Source organism: Candidatus Cryosericum terrychapinii, from assembly GCF_003570925.1.
GTDB lineage: Bacteria > Caldisericota > Caldisericia > Cryosericales > Cryosericaceae > Cryosericum > Cryosericum terrychapinii.
Genome location: NZ_QXIS01000034.1, coordinates 16,194 through 33,429, shown reverse-complemented (window position 1 = coordinate 33,429; position 17,236 = coordinate 16,194). Strand labels below are relative to the sequence as shown.

Below are 17,236 nucleotides of genomic sequence, written 5' to 3'. Positions count from 1 at the left end.
GCAATATGACAGTCCATGACGTTATTGATTCAGTGGGTGCGGACGTCGCAGTCGATGGTGACACAACACGGCTGGTAACGTCAGGGTATACCTGCGACCTGCTCTCGGAAGTCATCGCCAAGGCTGCTCCGGGATCGGCCTGGGCGACCATCCAGACGCACGTCAATGTCATCGCTGTTGCAGCGATGGTCGGCATCAGCGTCGTCATCGTCTGCGAGGGACGAACTTGCGAATCCGACGTGGTCGAGCGTGCCGCAAAGGAGCACCTGACGATCCTCTATTCGAAGGATTCAGCGTATGTCGTTTCTGGGAAGCTCTACGTCCTTGGGCTGAGGTAACTTGTGCTGGAGGTAGCCGGAGACCTGCACCTGCATTCGTGTCTGTCACCGTGTGCAGATATTACGATGCTGCCGGGCGAGGTGACGGGGCGGCTCGCTGCGCGCGGGATACGGGTTGCCTCTCTGACCGACCACAATGCGGCGTGCAACGTGCCGGCATTTCAGCGGGCATTTCGGCGGAGTGGTATCCTGCTCGTGCCAGGGATAGAAGCTACCACTATGGAGGAAGTCCACCTGCTCTGCTATTTCGAGACGATGGATGTCCTCTGGAAATTCAGTCGCAGACTGCTGGCATCGTACCCGCGTATCGTCAACGACCCCGAACGTTTTGGCTATCAGCTTGTCTGCAATGAACGGGACGAGTTTGTAGGCCAGTTTCCCTTTCTGCTTTCTGTGGCGAGTCTGTTGAGTCTCGAGGAACTGAGAGGGCTTGTCGAACAGTTGGGCGGCGTCGTCGTGCCGAGTCATCTGGATCGCCGTTTTGGGCTTCTGTACCAGTTGGGGATGGTGACGCCAGACATGGAGTTTCCCACCTATGAGATCGCCCACAAGGTCAACATCGAGAGAATTGCGTCACAGCTTCCTGGTCACCCGCAGTTCGTCTCGAACAGCGATGCTCACAACCTTGATTCCATCAGCCCTCCCAGGTATGTCCTCGAAATCGAGGAGTTGACTGTTCATGAAGTACTCATGGCCCTTCGGCACGAGAATGGAAGAGGAGCAAGGCTCCTATGAGGACGATAGCGGATCATGTCCTGGACATTGCTTCCAACAGTGTGACGGCTGGAGCCACCCATATATGGCTCGACATTGACCATGACCCAGCTGACCACCTGTTTGTCTTTACCGTTCGGGACAACGGCTGTGGGATGGACGCCGATAGACGCACACGTGTGTTTGATCCGTTCTTTACCACGCGACCGCACAACATCAGGAGGTTCGGCCTTGGATTGCCATTCCTCAAGGAAAACACAGAGTTGACCGGTGGAGGAGTCGATCTAAAGAGTGTTTCGGGTGAGGGAACGACACTCAGGGCAACATTTCATACGGACCACATTGATTGTCTGCCGTTTGGAGACCTGGCATCGACCATTTTTGCTTTGCTCATCTCTGACGGTGCAGTGTGTTGGCATATCCATCGTGCAGAAGGAGATATGGCATATTCTGTTGGTACCGAGGAACTGCGAGCAGTTTTTTCGTCGGAAGAAATGTCTGATCCTCAAGCGCAGATGCTACTTCTGGAGTTCTTGCGCGAACAGGAGCGCGATGTGGTCCAAGGCAGCAGTGGCGGATCCGGTCAGGACGGTACGTGAGGGTGCTGGTGGTGAAAAAATACGGATTGGAAGACGTATCAAAGGCGACCGTTTCGCGTATGGCCACGTATCTGCGCTGTCTCACATACCTTGAGCAGCAAGGCGCGTCGACACTTTCGTCGCGGGAGCTGGCTTCGCTGACCGGGGTGAGCGCTGAACAGGTGAGACAGGACTTGTCAGTCTTTGGTCGATTTGGCAAACGTGGCACCGGATACGATGTCGCTCATCTGAAGACCGAAGTCGAAGCCATCTTCGGGCGTGGCGTCGAACGGTGGAAGTGCTGTATCGTTGGCGTAGGCTCCCTCGGCACAGCGCTCATGTCCAGCCGTATGGTTCAGAAGTGGGGATTCAGGTATGTCGCAGCGTTTGATAGGGATCCGCGCAAGATCGGAACGCACGTAGAGCGCATACCTGTGTACTCCATTGATGAGTTGAAGACTATTGTTCGCCGCGAGCACATCGCCATCGGGGTTATCGCCGTTCCTGCGTCCAGTGCCCGAAACGTCGCCCGGATCCTCTGCGAGGCGGGGATTCGCGGTATCCTCAACTTCGCACCTCAGAGCATCAAGGTCCCGGAGAAGGTTCCAATGCTGTCGGTTGATCTCTCGCAGGAGTTCCTCAAGCTGTCATTCTATATCCAGAGTGCTGAGCAGCGGGCGCGGGAGGAGCAGATCCAGATTGATGCCGCGTCACACAACGAGTAGGGGACTGCTTGGGCACTACTCGTTCCGGGTGTGTGTAGACATTCATACGTCCGGCTCGCACAAATGCGACGACGGTGATGCTTCCAACCCTTTTCGCGAGGGTACAATATACAAAAGATTATCAGTGCTGTTTGCGAGGAGGCCCGCATGGGCAGAATCACCCAGTACTATCATGCAACATCCTTGGAGGATGCTTTCGCCAAAGCGAAGCAGCTGGGCCCTGTCGCCGCGTATGTTGGCGGTGGCGTGGAGCTGGTCCTTCGCCGGAACCCGGAGATCACGACCCTGATCGATCTGTCTCACTGTGGTCTCGACTATATTGCAGCAAGCCGGGAAGGGATCGAGATCGGTTCTCAGACCACACTCACGACGATCAGTCGCAGCGCAGACATCAGGCAGTATGCTGGGGGTTCGCTTGCCTGGTGGGCGGGCCATATCGCTCATAATAACCTGCGGGACATGATCACCGTCGGCGGAGTCATTGGGCGCAACCAGCCGTGGAATGACGTCGTGCCCCATCTCGTTGCCCTGGGTGCACAGGTGCGACTGTTTGACGGTACTGAGCGCATCACGCCTCTCTCTGACTACATCGAAGCAAAGCAGCCGGGGGCGATCATCAAGGGTGTTCTGCTGTCGGCAGGGAATGCCGGATCGAGGGGATTCCTATGGCGGTTCACACGTACCCAGCAGGACATTTCGACGCTGCACTTCTCAGCGCTTGTGAACTGTGACGGCAAGGTCATGACAGCGGCCAACCTGGTCTTCGCCGGGCGCCCGGGTCATGCTGCTCTCTACCCCCGACTCTCTGAAGAACTTGTCGGAAAGTCGTTGTCGCATGAGACGTTCGCGAGACTGGCGGAGATGGCTCCTGATCTTGTCGAGGTCGGGACTGACCTTCGTGCGACGGGCGAGTTCCGGCGTGAGCTGGTGCGAGCGGCTATCGTAAACCTGGATGAGCACATGACGGGAGTGGCACAATGACTATTTCGATAAATGTGAATACTGTTGAACGTTCTTTTGATATTCAACCGGGCGAGGTCCTGCTCGATGTCCTGCGGCGCGAGGGTTACCTCGAGGTGAAGGGCAGCTGTCACTCGGGGGACTGCGGCGCGTGCACCGTCTTGCTGGACGGGCGGCCTGTCGCTTCATGCTTGATACTGGTCGCCAAAGCCGACGGACACGCCGTGACGACCGTGCGCGGCATTGGGGATCAGGCTCATCCGCACGTCCTTCAGGAAGCGTTTGTGAAGAACGGCGCTGTCCAGTGTGGATACTGCGTGCCTGGCGCCATCACATCTGCCAAGGCGTTGCTGGACGAAAATCCTGATCCCACCGAAGAAGAGATCCGGTTGGCGATGGACAGCAACTACTGTCGATGCACTGGGTACGAACAGCAGGTCGAGGCAGTCCTCGATGCCGCCGCGCAGCTCCGGAAAGGGGACAAGAAATGAGCATCGAGAGAAAGGGTTTCCGTCACCTGACCGAAGGGTCGTACCCGGCGACGCATGTAGTCGGCAAGTCCGTCGACAAGGTTGATGGCTACGCTCTGGCCAGTGGAGCCCCGATGTACACGGACGATATCGCGGCACGTGATTTTCCGAACCGTCTGCATGGAAGGATTCTGACCAGCTCGATCGCTAATGGTGTTATTATCTCGATCGATACCAGTGCTGCAGAGGCACTGCCTGGTGTTCGCCTCGTACTGACCTGGAAGAATACGCCGCGTACGTTCTACACGACGGCTGGACAGGGTTGGCCAGAGCCTTCGCCGTACGACAACCAGATGTTCACGGAGCGTGTGCGCTTCGTGGGTGACCGTGTGGCTGCTGTTTTTGCGGATTCCATAGATATTGCAGAACAGGCGCTCAGGCTTATCAAGGTGAGCTTCAAGGAAGAGCCTGCTGTTCTTGACGCCGACGATGCCATGAAGCCGGGAGCTCCGATCGTGCATCCTGAGGATCCAAAGGGTGCCTATGATTCGGCGCATAACGTTGCAGCGCATTTGGACATCAACGTTGGCGACGTCGACAAAGCGTTGGCGGAATCCGAGGTGACCATCTCTGAGACGTTCCAGACGCACTATGCTCAGCACACCCCGATGGAGACGCACACGGCGTTCGCTTATACGGACGACATGGGGAAGGTCGTTATCGTTTCGAGCACACAGGTCCCCTGGCACGCACGCCGTATCGTCTCGAGGGTTCTTGACATTCCCATGAGCAAGTTGCGTGTTGTCAAGCCTCGGATCGGCGGCGGTTATGGCACCAAGCAGGAGATACTCATTGACGACCTTGTAGCCTACGGAACCATCAAGACGGGTCTCCCGTGCGAGATCGAATTGACCCGCAAGGAGGAGTTCGTCTCGTCCAGGACCCGTCACCCGATGAAGATCGACATGAGCATCGGTTGTGACAAGCAGGGTCACTTCAGGGCTCTCAAGATGTACGTTCTCAGCAATACCGGCGCCTATGGCAGTCACAGCCTCACGGTCATGTCCAACACGGGCAGCAAAACGCTGCCACTCTACAACAAGGCGACTGACGTCCGGTTCTTTGGTGATGCAGTCTATACGAACCTTCCCGTGCCGGGGGCATACCGAGGGTATGGAGCGACTCAGGGATACGCTGCTCTCGAGTGCACAATCGACGATCTGGCCGCAAAACTGGGCATGGATCCCATCGAATTGCGCAAGATGAACATGATCAGAGTCGGAGAAGGTTCGCCAATCTTCGAGGCTCTCGGCGAAGGCCGTCAGGGAGTCGCCCAGACGATCAAGAGCAGCTCACTGCCGACCCTTATCGACCTGGGAGCCGAAGCAATCGGCTGGACAGAGAAACGCGGCAAGCGCACGCGCAACGGTCACAAGGTTCGTGGCGTCGGCATGTCGATGCACATGCAGGGCTCTGGGATCCCGCTGATCGACATGGCTTCTGCTTCCATCAAGCTCAACGAGGACGGGAGCTACTTCCTGACCATGGGTGCCACGGATATCGGCACGGGTTCCGACACTATTTTGTCCCAGATGGCGGCTGAAGTCCTGGGGGTCACTATGGACAAGATCAGCGCTCTCTCCAGCGACACTGATCTGACACCGTTCGATGTCGGAGCCTATGCCTCCTCGACCACGTTTGTCTCGGGTGGCGCCGTCGTCAAAGCGGCCAAGGCAGTGCGCAATCAGATTTTCTCAGTTGCAGCCGAGATGCTGGGGGAGGAGCTGGATCAGCAACTTGTCATTGCAGAGCCCAAGGTTGAATGGGACAACACCCAGCCGGACCCTATCCTGTCCTTCTATCGTATGGACGATGGAAACGTCGTGTCGGCGCGGAGCGGGAAGAAGGTTTCTGTATCTGATATTGCCTATCGCGCGTACTACGAAATCAATCAGCATCAGATTGCAACGACACAGTCGTTCGTGTCCCCATACTCTCCGCCGCCCTTTGCGGCACACTTCGTGGAGATCGAAGTGGACGAGCTCACAGGAAAGGTCGAGGTTCTCAAGTATGTGGCAGCCGTCGACTGCGGTGTTTCTATCAACCCCGACCTGGTGCGCGGGCAGATCATGGGAGCGGTGGCAAATGGTATAGGATTTGCGCTGACCGAGGAGTACCATTTTGGATCCCACGGCAACATGACCAATTCCTCGCTGTTCGACTACAAGATTCTGTCTCGCCGCGACATGCCGCCGACCGAGGTCATCGTCGTCGACAACTATGAGCCGACTGGACCATGGGGCGCCAAATCGGTGGCCGAGATCGGCATCAACGGTGCCATCCCTGCAATCGGCAATGCAATCTTTGATGCGACTGGGATACGCCTCCACCGCACGCCCTACACGCCGGACAAAGTTCTGGCGGCGTTGCGCGGCAAGAGCATCTGATCAAGCTTCGGGAAGTGGAACGCAAAAGGGGTGCCTGACTGGCACCCCTTTTTTTGCTGGTACGATGTCTGTCAGGTCACGCCACAGTCGCTGATCGACTCGCAAACGCTTCCGCAATGCCAACGATGACCTGTACAGCTTTCTCCATGGATTGGATGACGATGTACTCGAACGGGCCGTGGTAGTTGCGGCCGCCGGTGAACAGGTTGGGGCAGGGAAGCCCCATGTAGCTGAGCCGTGCACCGTCAGTTCCACCACGAACAGGCTTCACCAAGGGCGCTATGCCCAGCTTCTCCATGACATCGCGGGCGACATCGACGAGGATCATGTTCTGCTCGATAACCTCGCGCATGTTGTAGTAGGAATCGCGCACGTGAACTGTAACCGTGTCCTCGCCATACTTGGCGTTCAGGAAGTCGCAGGTGGCATGCGCCATGCTCTTGCGCTGTTCGAAACGGTGTTTGTCGTGATCTCGGATGATGTACTTGACTTCGGCTTTCTCGCACACGCCATTGATGCTGGTCAAGTGGAAGAAACCCTCGTATTTCTCAGTTGATCGAGGCGTTTCGTCGGACGGGAAGAGTGCGGTCAGTTCTGCAGCTATGAGAGCCGCATTCTTCATAATGCCTTTTGCGGTACCCGGGTGGATGCTCTTCCCGGTGATCTCGAATTCTGCCGATGCGGCATTGAAGTTCTCGTATTCGAGACTGCCGAGTTCATCGCCGTCGAGGGTGTACGCGTACTTCGCGCCGAACTTCGGTACGTCGAACCGATCGACGCCCTGGCCGACTTCCTCATCCGGTGTAAATGCAATCTTGATGGTTCCGTGTTTCACCTCGGGATGCGCCAGCAGGTATTCGACAGCAGTCATGATCTCGGCAATACCTGCCTTGTCGTCGGCTCCCAGCAGAGTCGTGCCGTCCGCCACAATGAAGTCCTCGCCCTTGTGCAGCAGCATGTCAGGAAAGTCGGCGGGGCTCAGGACCATGTTCTTCTCCGCATCGAGAACGATGTCTTTGCCGTCGTAGGCAGTGACGATACGCGGCTTCACGCCCATGCCCGACGCGTCGGGAGACGTGTCCATATGCGCGAGGAATGCAATGACTGGAACAGCGTCCGGACTCTCGCAGTTGGCGGGAAGAGTAGCGCTGACGTAGCCATTCGCATCAACAGAAGAATCTTTCAGGCCAAGCCCTTGCAGCTCTGTGTCCAGCTCGTGGGCAAGGACGAGTTGTTTCTCGGTGCTGGGAAACGTGACTGAATGCTCGTCCGACTGTGTGTCGAATGACGTGTAATGCAGGAATCGATCCACCAGGTTGTTCATTGACTCCCCCTTCTCGGGCGCACGTTTGCGCCCAGCATCTGATAGTGACTGACTCACTTGCTTGAGCTTCTCCAGTGCGGCCAGCGGGTCATCGATGCCGGATACCGCTGCCTCCATCGGACACGGCCCCGTTCCGGTTCTGTTGAGCACATCGACGATGACTGCGTCGCAACCGAACAGAATACCGGCTGCGCGCAGGACGTCTTGTGCGCCGGTGCTCATCGTCAGGGCGAAGACCGACCGGGGACGCACCAGCGTGAACAGGAGTGCAGCAGCTCGTCCCACCAGTTTGTCCCCCCAGTCCAGCGGGCCGTGACTGTCCGCACGTTCCTTCTCGACCGCCGTGACAAGCGCGCCGATCCCTCTGCCCGTCAGCCTGTATACGAGTTTCCCGTCCCCGGCGGCACAGAGAGTTGCGTCTCCCGACCGTATCGTTGTCTGTACAAGTTGTTCGCCTTCCGTCATGAGCTCCTCGTTTCGCCGCCTTGGAAGCGGCTATGTCCATTGTATCCGAAACCGTTCGGTCGTACATACCAACGGATGAATGGCCTTAATCACTGTTTACGGGTTGATGTCGTCCTCGCGCGAGTATACTAAAGGTTATCTTGCTGCAAATCATTTGCATGTAGAGAGGAGATTGGTCTGAGGTGAAAGTTATTCTGGATGCTCTCAGGGATACGCTCAACATGGTGCCAATCCTGTTTGGGGTCTACCTGGTCCTGGAATACGTTGAGGCGAGGTGGCAGCAGCGAATCGTCGATGCTGTCGAGAAAGCGGGACACGTCGGGCCTCTTATCGCAGCGGTGGGGGGCGCTATTCCCCAATGTGGTTTCTCGGTCATGGCAAGCGCACTATACACGCAGCGACTCCTCACGATGGGCACGATCATCGCGGTGTACCTTGCCACATCTGACGAAGCCCTGCCCATCCTTCTGTCGAAGCCTGATGAGGCATATATTGTGCTTCCACTTGTCGGTGTCAAGGTCCTCATGGCTCTCGCCGGAGGATATCTTGTTGACGCACTGATGCGCACCGAAAATCGCAGACGTATGCAGGAATGCCAGGACCGCCGGAAGGCCGAGCAGGATGCGATGAGGATCGGTGAGCAGAGCTGTTCGTGCGACGGCACTCGTGCATCATGCACGAGCAAGGAGACCGGTAGCATTGACTGGAAGGAGATCCTGTGGTCTGCGACGAAGCGGACAGCTCAGATTATCCTGTTTGTTCTGGTGACATCACTTGTCATTGGCCTGCTTATCAATCGCGTCGGGCAGGAAAACCTGTCGCGTCTGTTCTTGAGTCACACGATCTTCCAGCCTGTTCTGGCCGCGCTCATAGGGCTCATACCGAATTGTGCCGCCAGCGTGGCGATCACCGAACTGTACATCGCCGGTACCATCAGCTTTGGATCGACAGTTGCTGGTCTGGGGGCTGCGGGTGGGCTAGGACTTGTTGTTCTCTTTCGTGAGAACCACGATACGAAGAATACGCTGAAGGTCGTTGCCTGGTTGCTCGGTATCAGCATTGCTGCCGGCATCCTCATACAGTCTCTGTCAGGGAAGTAACGCCATGGACTCAGCAGACAGGAACGGTACGGGCAGGCGTCGGCTCTCTGGACAGCTGAGAGGGTTCCGGATGACCAGGGATCGTCGCACCATTCTGCAGGTCCTGGGTAAAGTCAGTATTCCACTTACAGCCGACGACGTTCTCAATAGGGTGAACACAACTCTGCCGGGCATGGCGCTGTCAACGGTCTATCGTACCCTCGATGAACTCGTCAGTCGCGGTAGCGTGCAGCGGACATTGTTGAGCAATGACGGCCGTTCATTCTTTGAATTGATGGGCAATGCTCATCGGCACTATATGGTTTGCCTGGGGTGCCACCACATGTTTCCGATCAGCAGCTGTCCTGTAGAGGATTTTGCAAACAGTGCGGCCAAAGCGCTGGATTTTGAGGTCACTGATCACAGCCTCGTATTGTACGGCTACTGCCGTCATTGCCGTTCAGAACGACAATCTCCAGGATCGGAGTAGAGAATCAGCCGAGTTGCTCAGCGACGTTGGCCAACTGATCGCGAATGGAGATGTGCTGTGGGCACTTATCCTCACATGCTCCGCAACGGATGCAGCTGTCAGCCGACGAACCTTCGCTTTTCATCTGGCCGTATCTCTTGCGTTGCACATCCCAGCTTCCGAACATCGATCCCTCATTGACAAGCTGGAACATGCCCGGGATGTTGACACCCTGTGGACAGGGCATGCAGTAGTTGCAAGCTGTACAGGGGACACGGACAAGGGCGTTGTAGGCATCTCTGACACGTGCGATCAGGTCCAGGTCGCCGGGAGCCAGCATGCCGGTTGCCGACGTGCCGGCAGCGTCCAGATTCTGCTGAACCTGTACCAGTGTGCTCATGCCACTGAGCAGCAGCGAGACCTCGGGGTGGTTCCATACCCAGTCCAGGGCCCATTCAGCCGCCGACCGTCTGGTCGAGGCTTCGCTCCACATTGCTGAGATCTCTGCGTTTGGCACTGCCAGTTTTCCACCGCGCAGAGGCTCCATGACGACGATCCCCAGTCCCCTGGATGCTGCATAATGTAGCCCGTCGGTGCCCGCCTGCGTCTCTTCGTCGAGGAAGTTGTACTGGATCTGGCAGAATGTCCACTCCTGAGAGGCGTCGACGATCTCCCGGAAAGCTGTGTTGGTGTCATGGAAGGAGAAGCCAAGATAACCGATGCGCCCCTCTCTGATACGTTCGTGCGCCCACTCGAGAACCCCGGCATCGTGCAGTTTGTGCCAGCGCTCCGCGTTGAGGGCATGCAGCAGGTAGAACTCGACGTGGTCGGTCTGCATGCGCTGCAGCTGCTCTTCGAAGCGGAGAGTCATGTCTGCCTGTGACTCGATGAGCCAGGAGGGCATCTTGGTGGCAAGGTGCACCTTGCCACGGTAGCCCTCCTGAAGGGCTTTGCCGACGAGCGTTTCACTCTTGCCCCCGTGATACGGGTATGCCGTATCGACGTAGTTGATCCCTCCGTCGATGCCGGTACGAAGCATAGTAATGGCCTGCTGCTCGTCGATGGCCGAAGGGTCTTCTCCAACAGTAGGCAGTCTCATTGTGCCAAATCCGAGTGCAGACGGTTTCCAGTCCAGCTTTCCGAATGACCTGTAATTCATCTGGCCTGTCCTTTCAAAAGCAATTGTTCGTATTCCAATATATAACGTCGGGCGTCTCTGTCAAATTCGTTCGGTGCGTTGCAATGCGGTTCAAAGGGAATAGACTGGATGTGCATGAAATCAGCAATTCACGGGCTTTTCAGCGAACATCTTCCCTGCGGGGCCGGTGCAAGGAGCTATGGATGAAGAAGAGAGTCGCCGTTGTCTTCGGTTCGCGCTCAGTGGAGCACGAGGTCTCTATCATTACCGCCGTTCAGGCGATGAATACTCTGGACGAGGAGCAGTTTGAGGTCGTCCCGCTCTACGTGTCCAAGGAGAGCGTCTGGTTCACGGGAGAAGCCCTGAAAACGATGGATGTGTTCCGTGATCTCGTCAGTCTTCCGGGCAAGGCACAGCGCGTGCAACTGCGACCCTTTGCTGGAAAATGGACCTTTGCGGTGCAGGCTCCGCGCAGAGGCTTCATGAGCCATGGTATGGATGTGACACCGCTGGCTGTCGACGTCGCATTGTTGTGTAATCACGGCACCAACGGTGAAGACGGGACGATGCAGGGCATGTTCGAACTCCTGGGGATCCCCTACACGAGTGCAGGCGTGACCGGCTCTGCACTGGGCATGGACAAGGTATTCCAGAAGCAGCTGTTTGCGGCAGCCGGAATTTCCGTCGTTCCGTACGTCAGTTTCAGCAGGCGCACATGGCGTTCTTCGCCGGATGACTGCCTTCGTCATGCCGAGCAGCGCCTTCAGTTTCCCATGTTCGTGAAACCAGCCAACCTGGGTTCTAGCGTTGGCATCACGCGCGCGACGGATCACGACACGCTGCGATATGCACTCGAGGTTGCGAGTCAGTTCGACCGCAAGTTGCTGGTGGAGCAGGCCGTTGTCGATCATCGCGAGGTAAACTGTGCCGTTCTGGGCAACGACGATCCAATACCATCGGCGTGCGAGGAAGTCTTCAGTTCGCGCGCCTTCCTCGACTACGACACCAAGTACAAGGTGGGATACAAGACGACGGCTGAGTCAAATAGTGGCATCCAGAAGGCGCAGGCACGCAAGGTGCCGGCGAATCTCGGTGATGACCTTACCCGTCGGGTGCAGGAACTGGCGTGTCGTGCATTCACCACTCTTGATTGCCGGGGTGTCGCCCGGGTCGACTTCCTGATCGATGGATCTGGAGCCGTCTACGTCAACGAGATCAACACTATTCCGGGCGCCCTGTCTTTCTACCTATGGGAAGCTGTCGGCATGCAATACCGGGATCTGCTCACGAAGTTGATTGATCTCGCCTGCAAAGCATTCGAAGACCGCAGGTCGAACGTCGTCAGCTACGATGTGTCAGACCTGCTGAGGCTAGGTTCAAAGGGCAAGTCTGGAACCAAGAACGTCTGACGGAGTATGATGGCTACCACGCTCGTCCACGGCATCACGCTTGCATATGTAGACGAAGGGTCTGGAGACCCTGTCGTGCTCCTGCACGGCTGGGGAGGCCAGGCGGTTAGCATGACGCCTCTCATCGTGGGATTGCGGGACCGGTATCGGGTTCTTGCTTTCGACCTCCCAGGTTTCGGTGGCAGCAGCCCTCCTCCGGTTCCCTGGGGCACGCCTGAATATGCTGCCTTCGTCCAGGAAGCGGTGGCGTCTCTGGGGATTCCACGCGCGACATACATCGGACACTCGTTTGGTGGCCGTATCGCCATATGGCTGGCGGCGCACGCGCCTGAAACTGTCCAGGCTCTTGTCCTTGTCGATGCAGCCGGCATCAAGCCTCCGGCGACGTTCAGACGGCGCATGCGGCGACTTTTCTACAAGACCGCCCAGACAGTCCTGCGTCTTCCAATTCTCGGGGCGAAGGGACCCGCGCTGCGAGAGCGCCTTGCCATGCGGTTTGGAAGTGCCGACTACAGGGCGGTCTCCGGCGTCATGCGGTCATCTTTCGTCAAGACCGTCAATCTTGATCTCAGCGAGTGCATGCGAGCTATCGCCGCACCGACACTGCTCATCTGGGGCGAGAAAGACCAGGCGACACCGATTACCGACGGGCGCACTATGGAACGGCTGATACGGGGGTCGCGGCTCATCGCCGTTGCCGGCGCAGGACATTTCAGCTACCTGGACAGTCCGTCATTCGTGAATGCCGTGGTGAGCGCATTCCTTCACGGAACGCGAGAAGGAGCAAAGGGATGAGAGGTTTGGCCGCGCTGCTTGCAGTACTAGCCGCTGGTACTGCCCTCGCTCTCACCCTGGTAAGAGTCCTCTATCTTCTTCATATGCTGCAACTCGAGGAATACGATACGCGGCGGTTCGTCCACTGGGTTGTGCTCCACGTCGACCGGCTGGCTGCCAATCCCATGCTTGACCTGCTCGGGTTCCTTGGTATCGCTGCATTGTTCGTGCGCCTGGAATCGGCACTTTCGATTGTAATTGTCTGCACGGTGTCGATCGTTGCCGGTCTGACAGGACTGTTGTGGGAACGGCGTCTCGGGGTACGGAGTCCAGTGAAGAAAGCTCTGGTCATGACTCCGCGTGCGCGACGCCTGCTCGTCTGCACGGCGATCCTCAGTGCAGCGATCTGTCTGCTACCGCTCATTGGAAAGGGGTGGTTCGCCGGCGCCACGGCCTGGCTGATGCCGTTGATGGCTCCACTCGTTCTGGTTGTCGGCCGCACGATCATGGAGCCCATCGAGGCGTCGATACGAGACTGGTACGTGCGAGACGCCCGCAGAATCCTTGCCGGATTTGCTCCGACCGTTGTCGGCATTGCCGGGAGCTATGGCAAGACGAGCACCAAATTCTTCACGGCGCACCTGCTGGAATCACGCTATCGTGTTCTGATGACGCCCGAGAGCTACAACACGGCCATGGGCATCTGTCGGGTCATTCGCGGACAGCTCGGCCCAGAACACGAAGTGTTCGTGGTGGAACTGGCCGAGAACGAGAAGGGTGGATTTGAGCATCTTCTGCGTCTGGTCCCCTGCAGTATCTCGATCGTGACGTCGGTCGGTCTGCAGCACCTCGAGGAGTTCGGTTCCGAGGCTGCCATCCGGCGTGTCATGAAGGGATTCGTCAGCATGCCTGGGAGCGGATCCACGGTCGTCCTGAACGCCGATGATCTTGTCCTTGCAGAAATCGGGAGTGTACGGGGGAAGAGAATCGTGAGCGCGAGTGCAGGCGGATCGTTGTCATCTGACTTGCATGCCGAGAACATCGTGATGAGTGCTGACGGTCTGTCCTTTGATATTCTGATGAGTCAAGATGAGCGATTCGCGTGCTGTACGAAGCTGCTCGGCCGGCACAACGTTGAGAACATCCTGCTCGCGGTCGCAGTGGCGCGTGAACTGGGTGTGTCCTGGAACGCTATCCAGGATGGTGTCGCCACACTGCAGGCACCTCCTCATCGGCTACAGGTGATGGCCGGCGCTGGCGGCGTTCGCATCATCGATGATGCTTTCAACTCGAATCCTGCCGGGTTTGCCATGGCGATGGAGGTGCTGGCCGCTTTTCCTTCGCGACGGGTCCTCGTCACCCCCGGGCTGGTCTCGCTGGGCAAAGCGGAGGACACGGAAAACATGGAGGCGGGCAGGCGGGCAGCTGGATCGGCTGACACAGTGATCCTTGTCGGCCCGAAGAAGACTCAATCGGTCCGCGAGGGGCTGCTGTCAGCTGGTTTCCCGGAGGCGAACATCCTCACAGTTCGTTCCCTTGAGGAGGTCACGGGGCTTATGGGAAGCCTGCTGACACCCGGTGACACAGTGATGTTTGAGAATGACCTCCCTGACACCTACAATGAGTGATGTAATGTCCGCGAGAGCGGTGGCCAGGAATGCGGGTGGTCGATCGCGGCGCGTACCGGAGGCCTGAACCAAACTCAGGCAGGTCGGCTTGTGAAATGCCGGCACTGGTGCCGCCCAATCGAGGCCTGCTGGTTGTCAACCTTGAAGTTTGGATGCTTCAGAACACAATGGTAGCGCTTGCAGGCGAAAATCGGGGTTTGGAGGCGTGGATGGGAATCAAATCTGACACCTGGATCGCGGCCCATGCATTGGCTGGCATGATCGAACCGTTCGCATCAGACTGTCCCAAGGGCGTCGTCTCATATGGCGTGTCGTCTTATGGATACGACATGCGTGTGGCGGACGAGTTCAAGGTCTTCACCAATGTCTTCAATGCCATTGTCGATCCAAAGGCATTCACCGGGCGAAGTTTTGTGGATATGAACGGTGACTCTTGCATCATCCCGCCGAACTCCTTCGCTCTAGCACGCAGTCTCGAGTACTTCCGGATTCCCCGGGATGTCTTGTGCCTTGTCATTGGCAAGAGTACATATGCTCGAGCGGGAATCATCGTAAACGTAACCCCTCTAGAGCCGCAATGGGAGGGATTTGTCACTATCGAGATCAGCAACACGACGCCGCTCCCCGTCAAGGTCTATGCCAATGAGGGGATTGCTCAGGTTCTTTTCATGGGAGCCGATGAACTATGCGCCGTCTCCTATGAAGATAAGAAGGGCAAGTATCAGAACCAGACAGGTATCTGGCTGCCGAGGGTAGAGTAACATGAGGGAAATAGCGCGGAAGCTCGGCATTTCCACAAGCACGGTATCGCGGGCGTTCTCGAAACCGGAGATGGTGCGGCCAGAACTGTGTGAGCGCATCCTGGAGATGGCCAGGGAGTTGGACTACAAGCCCAACCCTATCGCACGCGCCATGGTCCTCGGCCAATCCGATCTCATTGGACTTGTGGTTCCAGACATCACCAACCCCTTTTTTCCAGCTATCGTGCGTGGCGTGGAGGATGAAGCACGCAAGCATGGCCTGAACCTTATCGTCTGTAATAGCGACGGTCATGTGGCCAAGGAGAAGCAGTACCTGCATTCTCTGCATGATCTGACTGTGGCGGGAGTCATCGTGGCCAGCGCTTCCCGAAGAGATGCGTATGTGGCGGAGCTGGCGGCCGGTATTCCCGTAGTTGTCATGGACCGTAGACTCTCCGGTTCCCTGGTGTCACAGGTGAATGCCGACAACTACAGCGGGAGTAAGGCTGTAGTTGACCACTTGGCGGGACTGGGGCACCGTAAACTGTTATATCTTTCGGGCCCTCCAAGGATCTCTACAACCGAAGACAGACTCAGAGGGTTTCGTGACCAGTGCCGTCTGCACAATATCGACTTCAATGTCGTACGCGCGGGTTTTGGGATCGATGACGGGTACGAAGCCATGAAGCAGGTCGAGTCCAAGATGGATGGCACGACGGGTGTCGTCTGTGCCAATGATTTATGTGCATTTGGTGTTCTGGCGAGACTTGCAGAAGTGGGTATCCCGGTGCCAGGAAGAATATCAGTCACTGGTTTTGACGACATCGCGTTTGCGAGGATCTTTAGTCCATCGTTGACGACGGTACGACAGCCCACCTATGAGATGGGACGACGGGCAGTGAAAGCAATTCTCGACATGAGACGCGGTCATGCGCCACGTCAGCCGGTGGTTCTCCCGACGGAGCTTGTGGTCCGGGATTCGACGGCGCTCCGGAATATTTCGGCAGAGCATTCTTCGGCAACTACCCTGTAGTCGTGGTCGTATCATTCGGCAGCATCAACATGGACCTGGTTGTCCGGTGCGAGCGTGTGCCGGATCACGGTGAGACCATTGTCTCGACTGGATGGCTCACCAACCCGGGCGGGAAAGGTGCGAACCAGGCGGTGCAGGCTGCCCGGCTGAGAGCGGAGAGTGTTCTGGTGGGGCGCGTGGGATCAGACACTTTTGGGCGGGACGTGATGAATGGGTTGTCGGCCTCTGGAGTGAACGTCGCCGGCGTAACGGTGGATCCCATCTTGTCGACAGGGGTTGCGTGCATCCTGGTGGAAAGAGGCGGCGAGAATCGCATTGTGGTCGTCCCGGGCGCCAACGGTGCCGTCGGTGCCGCCGAACTCAAGACGCTGGACGGTTTGCTGCAGCCCGGGGTCGTTCTCCTGCTGCAGTGCGAAATCCCGTTTGCGGTCGTTCGGGAGGCTGCTCACGTGGCGCACCTGAGAGGAGCTACCGTCATCCTCGACCCTTCGCCCTGGGGGTCCGTCACACTGACGGCAGGAGTATTCGCCGATGTGGACTACCTTATGCCGAACGAGGGTGAGGCACGTGCTCTTGCCGGAACCGCCGATCTCAAAGAGGCCGCAGCAGTCCTTCTGGGTTTGGGTGCGAGGACCGTCGTCGTGAAGCGGGGAGAAAAGGGTGCATTTGCGGTTGGCGCGTTCGAGAGCCCTGAGGTGCCCGCATTTTCGGTGGTATCGGTCGATACGACGGCTGCAGGGGATTCTTTCCAAGGGGCATTTGCGGCGTCGTTAGACCAAGGGCTTGACCCCGACACGGCGCTCTACCGTGCGATGGCGGCGGGGGCACTTACGGTAACGCGGCCCGGCGCTCAGCAATCGATGCCGGACGAAGCGGAAGTTACTGCGTTTCTTGAGGCAAGGCTGTGCAGGGGAGACCATCCCCCAAAGCGGCAGATCTGAAGGA

The 17,236-nt window shown here is 57.5% G+C and carries 17 protein-coding genes; 15 read left to right on the top strand and 2 right to left on the bottom strand.

Annotated elements, in window-relative coordinates; genetic code table 11:
• The first annotated feature begins 5 nt into the window (after positions 1 to 5).
• The 7 genes from SMC7_RS06605 (at position 6) to SMC7_RS06575 (ending at position 6,232) form a co-directional block, all read left to right on the top strand.
• A complete protein-coding gene (locus SMC7_RS06605; protein WP_207798743.1) occupies positions 6 to 338 on the top strand; it encodes a hypothetical protein in 333 nt (110 codons plus the stop codon).
• A 3-nt stretch (positions 339 to 341) separates the two neighbouring features.
• Complete coding sequence (locus SMC7_RS06600) at positions 342 to 1,073, top strand: PHP domain-containing protein (RefSeq protein ID WP_119089561.1); 732 nt, start codon at positions 342 to 344, stop codon at positions 1,071 to 1,073.
• A complete protein-coding gene (locus SMC7_RS06595) occupies positions 1,070 to 1,651 on the top strand; it encodes an ATP-binding protein (protein WP_119089560.1) in 582 nt (193 codons plus the stop codon). Before SMC7_RS06600 ends, SMC7_RS06595 begins: the two co-directional genes overlap by 4 nt.
• An 11-nt stretch (positions 1,652 to 1,662) precedes the next feature.
• Complete coding sequence (locus SMC7_RS06590) at positions 1,663 to 2,355, top strand: redox-sensing transcriptional repressor Rex (RefSeq protein WP_126850754.1); 693 nt, start codon at positions 1,663 to 1,665, stop codon at positions 2,353 to 2,355.
• Positions 2,356 to 2,502: 147 nt separating this feature from the next.
• Positions 2,503 to 3,336, top strand: a complete 834-nt coding sequence (locus SMC7_RS06585) for an FAD binding domain-containing protein (protein WP_119089558.1) — start codon at positions 2,503 to 2,505, stop codon at positions 3,334 to 3,336.
• Positions 3,333 to 3,806, top strand: coding sequence for a (2Fe-2S)-binding protein (locus tag SMC7_RS06580; RefSeq protein WP_119089557.1), 474 nt, complete (start codon positions 3,333 to 3,335; stop codon positions 3,804 to 3,806). The genes SMC7_RS06585 and SMC7_RS06580 overlap by 4 nt, the downstream gene beginning before the upstream one ends.
• Positions 3,803 to 6,232 (top strand): xanthine dehydrogenase family protein molybdopterin-binding subunit, encoded by a 2,430-nt coding sequence (locus SMC7_RS06575; RefSeq protein WP_119089556.1) that lies wholly within the window; start codon positions 3,803 to 3,805, stop codon positions 6,230 to 6,232. Before SMC7_RS06580 ends, SMC7_RS06575 begins: the two co-directional genes overlap by 4 nt.
• Positions 6,233 to 6,308: 76 nt before the next feature.
• Here the strand turns inward: SMC7_RS06575 and pepT are convergent, their stop codons facing one another.
• The gene (gene pepT / locus SMC7_RS06570) at positions 6,309 to 8,021 is read right to left on the bottom strand and encodes a peptidase T (RefSeq protein ID WP_119089555.1); all 1,713 of its coding nucleotides are present in this window, start codon (positions 8,019 to 8,021) and stop codon (positions 6,309 to 6,311) included.
• 182 nt (positions 8,022 to 8,203) lie between these two features.
• On the opposite strand from pepT, the gene SMC7_RS06565 reads away from it, so the two are divergent.
• Positions 8,204 to 9,121, top strand: coding sequence for a putative manganese transporter (locus SMC7_RS06565; protein WP_119089554.1), 918 nt, complete (start codon positions 8,204 to 8,206; stop codon positions 9,119 to 9,121).
• 4 nt (positions 9,122 to 9,125) lie between these two features.
• On the top strand, positions 9,126 to 9,590 hold the full coding sequence (locus tag SMC7_RS06560) for a Fur family transcriptional regulator (RefSeq protein WP_119089553.1): 465 nt from the start codon (positions 9,126 to 9,128) through the stop codon (positions 9,588 to 9,590).
• 4 nt (positions 9,591 to 9,594) lie between these two features.
• Here the strand turns inward: SMC7_RS06560 and SMC7_RS06555 are convergent, their stop codons facing one another.
• Positions 9,595 to 10,728: an aldo/keto reductase gene (locus SMC7_RS06555; protein WP_119089552.1), complete on the bottom strand. Its 1,134-nt coding sequence runs from the start codon at positions 10,726 to 10,728 to the stop codon at positions 9,595 to 9,597.
• 182 nt (positions 10,729 to 10,910) lie between these two features.
• On the opposite strand from SMC7_RS06555, the gene SMC7_RS06550 reads away from it, so the two are divergent.
• From SMC7_RS06550 to SMC7_RS06525, 6 genes are all read left to right on the top strand, one after another.
• A complete protein-coding gene (locus SMC7_RS06550; protein ID WP_165845208.1) occupies positions 10,911 to 12,116 on the top strand; it encodes a D-alanine--D-alanine ligase family protein in 1,206 nt (401 codons plus the stop codon).
• A gap of 9 nt (positions 12,117 to 12,125) precedes the next feature.
• Entirely contained in the window at positions 12,126 to 12,911 is a 786-nt protein-coding gene (locus tag SMC7_RS06545; RefSeq protein ID WP_165845207.1) for an alpha/beta fold hydrolase, read from the top strand.
• Positions 12,908 to 14,518, top strand: coding sequence for a UDP-N-acetylmuramoyl-tripeptide--D-alanyl-D-alanine ligase (locus tag SMC7_RS06540; protein ID WP_119089549.1), 1,611 nt, complete (start codon positions 12,908 to 12,910; stop codon positions 14,516 to 14,518). Before SMC7_RS06545 ends, SMC7_RS06540 begins: the two co-directional genes overlap by 4 nt.
• 209 nt (positions 14,519 to 14,727) lie before the next feature.
• Positions 14,728 to 15,279, top strand: coding sequence for a dCTP deaminase (gene dcd, locus SMC7_RS06535; protein WP_119089601.1), 552 nt, complete (start codon positions 14,728 to 14,730; stop codon positions 15,277 to 15,279).
• Position 15,280: 1 nt separating this feature from the next.
• Positions 15,281 to 16,291, top strand: coding sequence for a LacI family DNA-binding transcriptional regulator (locus SMC7_RS06530; protein WP_119089548.1), 1,011 nt, complete (start codon positions 15,281 to 15,283; stop codon positions 16,289 to 16,291).
• 2 nt (positions 16,292 to 16,293) lie between these two features.
• Entirely contained in the window at positions 16,294 to 17,232 is a 939-nt protein-coding gene (locus SMC7_RS06525; protein ID WP_279386264.1) for a ribokinase, read from the top strand.
• Positions 17,233 to 17,236: the final 4 nt, after the last annotated feature.